The 5,068-nt window shown below is 58.0% G+C and carries 5 protein-coding genes and 1 rRNA gene; 4 read left to right on the forward strand and 2 right to left on the reverse strand.

Annotated features, from left to right (window positions below; all coding sequences use genetic code 11):
- The 3 genes from rrf to VK725_RS15300 form a co-directional block, all read left to right on the forward strand.
- A 5S ribosomal RNA gene (gene rrf, locus VK725_RS15290) occupies window positions 1–90 on the forward strand; the annotation flags it as partial.
- Between the two features lie 235 nt (window positions 91–325).
- Entirely contained in the window at window positions 326–1,009 is a 684-nt protein-coding gene (locus VK725_RS15295; protein WP_325318917.1) for a rhomboid family intramembrane serine protease, read from the forward strand.
- A 9-nt stretch (window positions 1,010–1,018) separates the two neighbouring features.
- Window positions 1,019–1,342 carry a DUF1820 family protein gene (locus tag VK725_RS15300; RefSeq protein WP_325318918.1) on the forward strand — a complete coding sequence of 108 codons (324 nt, stop codon included), beginning with the start codon at window positions 1,019–1,021 and terminating at the stop codon, window positions 1,340–1,342.
- Between the two features lie 5 nt (window positions 1,343–1,347).
- Here VK725_RS15300 and VK725_RS15305 read toward each other — a convergent pair whose 3' ends face one another.
- Both VK725_RS15305 and VK725_RS15310 read right to left on the reverse strand, forming a co-directional pair.
- Complete coding sequence (locus VK725_RS15305; RefSeq protein WP_325318919.1) at window positions 1,348–2,076, reverse strand: glutamine amidotransferase; 729 nt, start codon at window positions 2,074–2,076, stop codon at window positions 1,348–1,350.
- Window positions 2,077–2,111: 35 nt separating this feature from the next.
- On the reverse strand, window positions 2,112–3,929 hold the full coding sequence (locus VK725_RS15310; protein WP_325318920.1) for a GspE/PulE family protein: 1,818 nt from the start codon (window positions 3,927–3,929) through the stop codon (window positions 2,112–2,114).
- 97 nt (window positions 3,930–4,026) lie between these two features.
- On the opposite strand from VK725_RS15310, the gene glyQ reads away from it, so the two are divergent.
- Window positions 4,027–4,938, forward strand: coding sequence for a glycine--tRNA ligase subunit alpha (gene glyQ / locus VK725_RS15315; protein ID WP_325318921.1), 912 nt, complete (start codon window positions 4,027–4,029; stop codon window positions 4,936–4,938).
- Window positions 4,939–5,068 lie beyond the last annotated feature (130 nt).

A 5,068-nucleotide genomic window follows, 5' to 3' on the forward strand; every position in this document is an offset into this window, starting at 1 on the left:
CACCCGATCCCATCCCGAACTCGGAAGTGAAACGCAGCTGCGCCGATGGTAGTGTGGCATTGCCCATGCAAGAGTAGGTCACCGCCAGGGGCTTTATCCTAAAAACCCTCACCGTTTACGGTGAGGGTTTTTTCTTGGGCGGCACAGCTTCACGATGCGATGTGTTACATGAAGGCTTTTAAGCAACGTACGATGTGCACCCGTTAAGCTGCCCAGACACCTAGCACCCGAAAGTGCAACTGGACGAACGGAATCGAGGCGTGCCAATCGCCTATGATTGGTCATCGGATCAGCTCGACCGATGCACTTGTCGAGGAGAAGAGCCGTGTTCGTCAACGTTGAAACCAGACGTCAACCGCGATTGCATTGGGCGGCGACACTGCTGATCTGCATTTGTGTCGTGGCCTTTATCCTGCTCGCGTTGATGCCAACGCCCCGACGCAACACCTTTCTGCTGGAATGGGGCACCATTCCAGCCAATATCTTCGACGCGCATCAGCCCGTCTGGCAGCAACTGCGCGATCCAGCGTTGCTGCGCTTGTTCACCGCGTTGTTCATTCACACGCAATGGCTACATCTGCTAAGCAATTTGCTCTTCTTGATGATTTTTGGTGTCCCGGCGGAGCGGACACTGGGATCGGTCCGCTTTCTTGTCCTCTTTCTGTTGGGAGGCGTTGTGGCGAACTTCGCCGGTGCGGTGTCGCTACCGGGAGACGCCAGGCCCATCATCGGTTGCAGCGGCGCAGTTTCTGCCATCCTCGGTGCGTATGTATCGCTCTTTCCACGGGCGCGTTTGGGCTTGGTTTTACCGCTGGGTTTCTATCTTGAGTTCGTGCGAGTCCCGGCGTTCTTGCTGATAGGCATCTGGGCGCTTCTGCAATTGCTCTTCAGCTATGTGGGCCCAAGTTACGGCGGTTATGCGTGGTGGACTCACGTCGCTGGGTTTCTCTTCGGTGCCTTGTTCGCGCTGATATCACGAGGCGCCATCATGCGCCGCATGCGCCGCTAAAATAGAACCATGCGCAACAAGAAACTTTACAAAGTCACGTTCCTGCATCTGGGCAAGTGCTACGAGCTCTACGCTCATCACGTCGCCTCGAGCGGCTTGTGGGGCTTCACCGAAGTGGGCGAGCTGGTTTTCGAGCCCGCGGGTGAGGGGCTGGTTGTTGACCCGACCGAAGAGCGTCTACGCGAAGAGTTCAAGGATACGCGCGTTCTTCACTTGCCGATGCAGGCCATTGTTCGCATCGAAGAAGTGGAACGCAAAGGCGCCCTCGCCATTCGCGATGCGGCAGATGGTCAGAAAGTGACGCCGTTTCCGATGCCACCGCGTAATCGCTGAAAAGATCAGCGCTGACTGCGACTCAATCCGTGGTGTCTTGAGAACATTTTCAGAAAGCGTCGCGCATTGGGTGTCGCGGCGACTTGCCGGTACGTATGATGCGGGTCGAATCCCTCGCGCCGCATGTCGTTATGCTTGCGTTTGATATAAGCGCGCATCACGTCGGCGTTGAACTCTGGATGAAATTGCACACTCACCGCATTCTTGCCGTAACGAAGCAAATGATGCGGGTCTCGCTCGGAGCGAGCCAGTACGCGGGCGTCTTTGGGGACTTCCATGACGCTCTGCTCGTGTGTGGTATGCGCCCGGAAAATCGCAGGCAGATGCGAGGCCAATGAATCCTGCTCTGCCCCGGGCAACAACTCGATAGGCAAGGTGCCGATCTCACGGCCACCGGTGAGATAGTCGACGCGACCGCCCAACGCATGCGCCATCAATTGATGGCCATAACAAACGCCAAGCAACGGCAGGTCGACGTCCATGGCGTTGCGAATCCATCCCGCCGTGCGCTCACTCCATGGTGCCTTGTCGGTCACCATCGCTGCCGAACCGGTAATCAACGCGCCCGACACTTCTTCCGGGGCAGGTAATGTTTCGCCCGTCGCGACATTCACAACGTGTAACTGCTGTGGCACCAATTGCGTACCCAGTCGAAACCAATGCGGAAAGTCACCAAACCGTGCGCGAATGTTGTCCGGTGCTTGGCCGGTGCGAATGATCAGAACAGGCTTCATGGAGCGCGATGCATCGAGGAATAGATGAATGTGGTTCAGGGTTGCAAATCGTCTGAATGCTCGACGGGCGGAAGCACGTTCATCACTTCCTGCACCGTTGTCAATCCGCGCGCGACCTGGTCAGCAGCGGAAACGCGCAAGGGCCGCATGCCCTCGTTCAAAGCAGCTTTGCCGAAATGAATCAAATCGAGCTGCGCCGTCACCATGCTACGCAAGCGCGGACTTAAGACCATCATTTCATAAATGCCCGTACGGCCCAGAAATCCGGTATTCCGGCACTCAAGACATCCAACCGGTTTAAATACGCGCTCCGGGACAGATATCGACCAGCCGTGCGTCAGCACCGTCCATTCATGCGGATCCTGTTGCGCTTCGATCTTGCAATGTGGGCAGAGCGTGCGCACGAGTCGCTGTGCGACGATGCCCGAGAGCGTCGACTGAATCAGATAATGCGGGACACCCAGATCAAGCAGACGTGTCACGGCACTGGGCGCATCGTTCGTGTGCAACGTGGACAGCACCAAATGTCCTGTCAGCGATGCCTGAACCGCCATCTGCGCCGTTTCAAGGTCGCGAATTTCGCCGACCATGATGATGTCGGGGTCCTGTCGCAGAAGCGTGCGTACGCCCGCAGCAAAATCGAGGTCGATCGAAGGTTGCACCTGCATCTGATTGAATTCCGGCGACACCATCTCGATCGGGTCTTCGACCGTGCAGACGTTGATATCCGGTGTCGCCAGATGTTTAAGTGTGGAGTAAAGCGTCGTCGTTTTACCCGAGCCCGTAGGGCCGGTCACCAGCACGATGCCATGTGGACGCTCTACCAAGCTACGCCACAACGCTTCTTCCGACGGTGAAAAACCAAGCAGCGAAAAGTCCTTCGCAACGATCTCCGGATCGAAAATACGCATCACCAGTTTCTCGCCGAACGCCGTCGGCATACTGGAGATACGCAATTCGACTTCGCGCCCGGTGGTTGCTCGCGTCTTGATGCGACCATCCTGCGGACGCCGTTTCTCGGCAACGTCCATGCGCGAAAGAATCTTGATGCGCGAGGTCACCGCCGTCATCACCGCAGGCGGTAACTCGAATACTTTGTGCATCACGCCGTCGATGCGAAATCGCATCAAGCCTGCGTCACGGCGCGGCTCAAGGTGGATATCCGACGCGCGTTGCTCGAACGCATACTGCAGCAGCCAGTCTACGATGTGTACAACGTGCCGATCGTCCGCGCCTACTTCGCCTGCTTTGCCAAGCTCCAGCAATTGCTCGAAGTTGAGCAGCGTTGACGAAGAATCGGAACCCTTCGCATCGGTCGCGAGTCGGATCGAGCGTTGGACGCCGTAAAATTCCGCTAGATAGCGATTGATATCGATAGGGCTGGCCACGACCCGATGCACGTCACGACGCAGCATCTGGGCGAGATCTTTGGCCCATGACATGTCGAAGGGCTCGGCAGTTGCAAATGTCACTTCGCCAGGTGCCGCCGCGACCGGCAGGATGCGATGTCGTTGTGCGTAGGCGTGGCTCACTACCTGTGTCACCACCCCCACGTTAATCTTCATCGGATCGATCTTCAGGTAGGGCAGACCTGCATGCCCGGCCAGCCACTCGGTCAGGCCTTCCAGGCTGAGCGGGCGTCCGGGATCGCGCAGGTTGCCGAACTTCGCATTGGCGATCAACACCAGCGGATTGAGCTCCACGGTGCTGCGTCCCGCGCGATGTCCCAGCCGCAGCTCTTTGGCCTGGTCGGCCGAAATGTGGCCATCGACCACTAGCGCGGCAAGCACGTCTTCCAGCGATAACCGGCCGCGCCGGCCGAGCAAAGAGGCTATTTGTGGGGTCGCTGCCATCTAGTTATGTCCCGTCCGTGCCTTTCAATCGCCAGAAAACAGCGAAAAGATGCGCTGCAGCTATACTAACGCGCTTTACATACGGTTACGGAAAGCGATGTCCGCACCTACTTTCCAGGATGTGATCCAGACCCTCAACCGCTATTGGGCGGCGCAGGGTTGCGTGCTGCTGCAGCCGCTCGATACCGAGGTCGGCGCCGGCACCTTCCACCCCGCCACGTTCCTGCGTGCTTTGGGTCCTGAGCCATGGGCCGCGGCTTATGTGCAGCCTTCACGCCGACCCACCGACGGGCGATACGGCGAGAACCCCAATCGCCTGCAGCATTACTACCAGTATCAGGTGGTGATGAAGCCCAATCCCGAGAACATTCTCGAGCTCTACATCGGCTCGTTGAAGGAGCTCGGTCTCGATCCGCAGGTGCATGACCTGCGCTTCGTGGAAGACAACTGGGAGTCTCCTACGCTAGGTGCCTGGGGGCTGGGCTGGGAAGTCTGGCTCAACGGTATGGAAGTCACGCAATTCACCTACTTTCAGCAAGCCGGTGGCCTGGAGTGCAGGCCGGTGACCGGCGAAATCACGTACGGTCTTGAACGTCTTGCGATGTACCTGCAGAACGTCGACAACGTCTACGACCTGATCTGGACCGACGGACCGCACGGGAAGGTGACCTACGGCGACGTGTTCCATCAGAACGAAGTAGAGCAGAGCACCTACAACTTCGAACACGCCAACGTGACCGAACTATTGCGCTGGTTCGATGTGTGCGAAGGCGAAGCCAACAAGCTCATCGCTGCGGGCTTGCCGCTGCCTGCCTACGAGCAGGTAATGAAAGCCAGTCATACCTTCAATTTGCTTGATGCACGCCGTGCGATCAGTGTCACCGAGCGTCAACGTTATATCCTGCGCGTACGCACGCTATCGCGCGGTGTCGCCGAAACATATGTCGCGCAGCGCGAAAAGCTCGGCTTTCCGGGCCTGAAGAACAAAAAGAAGGAGCAGGCCGCATGAGCGCCGCCAAGTCATTGCTCATCGAATTGGGGACGGAAGAACTGCCGCCCAAAGCGCTGGATGAACTGGGCGCGGCGTTTCTGCGCGGCATCTGCGATGGGCTGAGCAAGCGCGGTATCGAAGCGCCGTT

Source organism: Dyella sp., from assembly GCF_035486915.1.
Taxonomy (GTDB): Bacteria; Pseudomonadota; Gammaproteobacteria; order Xanthomonadales; family Rhodanobacteraceae; genus Dyella_B.

Excerpts from the sequence above, each read along its gene's own strand:
- VK725_RS15300 (WP_325318918.1), top strand. The coding sequence starts at position 1,019 with ATGCGCAACAAGAAACTTTACAAAGTCACGTTCCTGCATCTGGGCAAG.
- VK725_RS15305 (WP_325318919.1), bottom strand. The coding sequence starts at position 2,076 with ATGAAGCCTGTTCTGATCATTCGCACCGGCCAAGCACCGGACAACATT.
- VK725_RS15310 (WP_325318920.1), bottom strand. The coding sequence starts at position 3,929 with ATGGCAGCGACCCCACAAATAGCCTCTTTGCTCGGCCGGCGCGGCCGG.
- glyQ (WP_325318921.1), top strand. The coding sequence starts at position 4,027 with ATGTCCGCACCTACTTTCCAGGATGTGATCCAGACCCTCAACCGCTAT.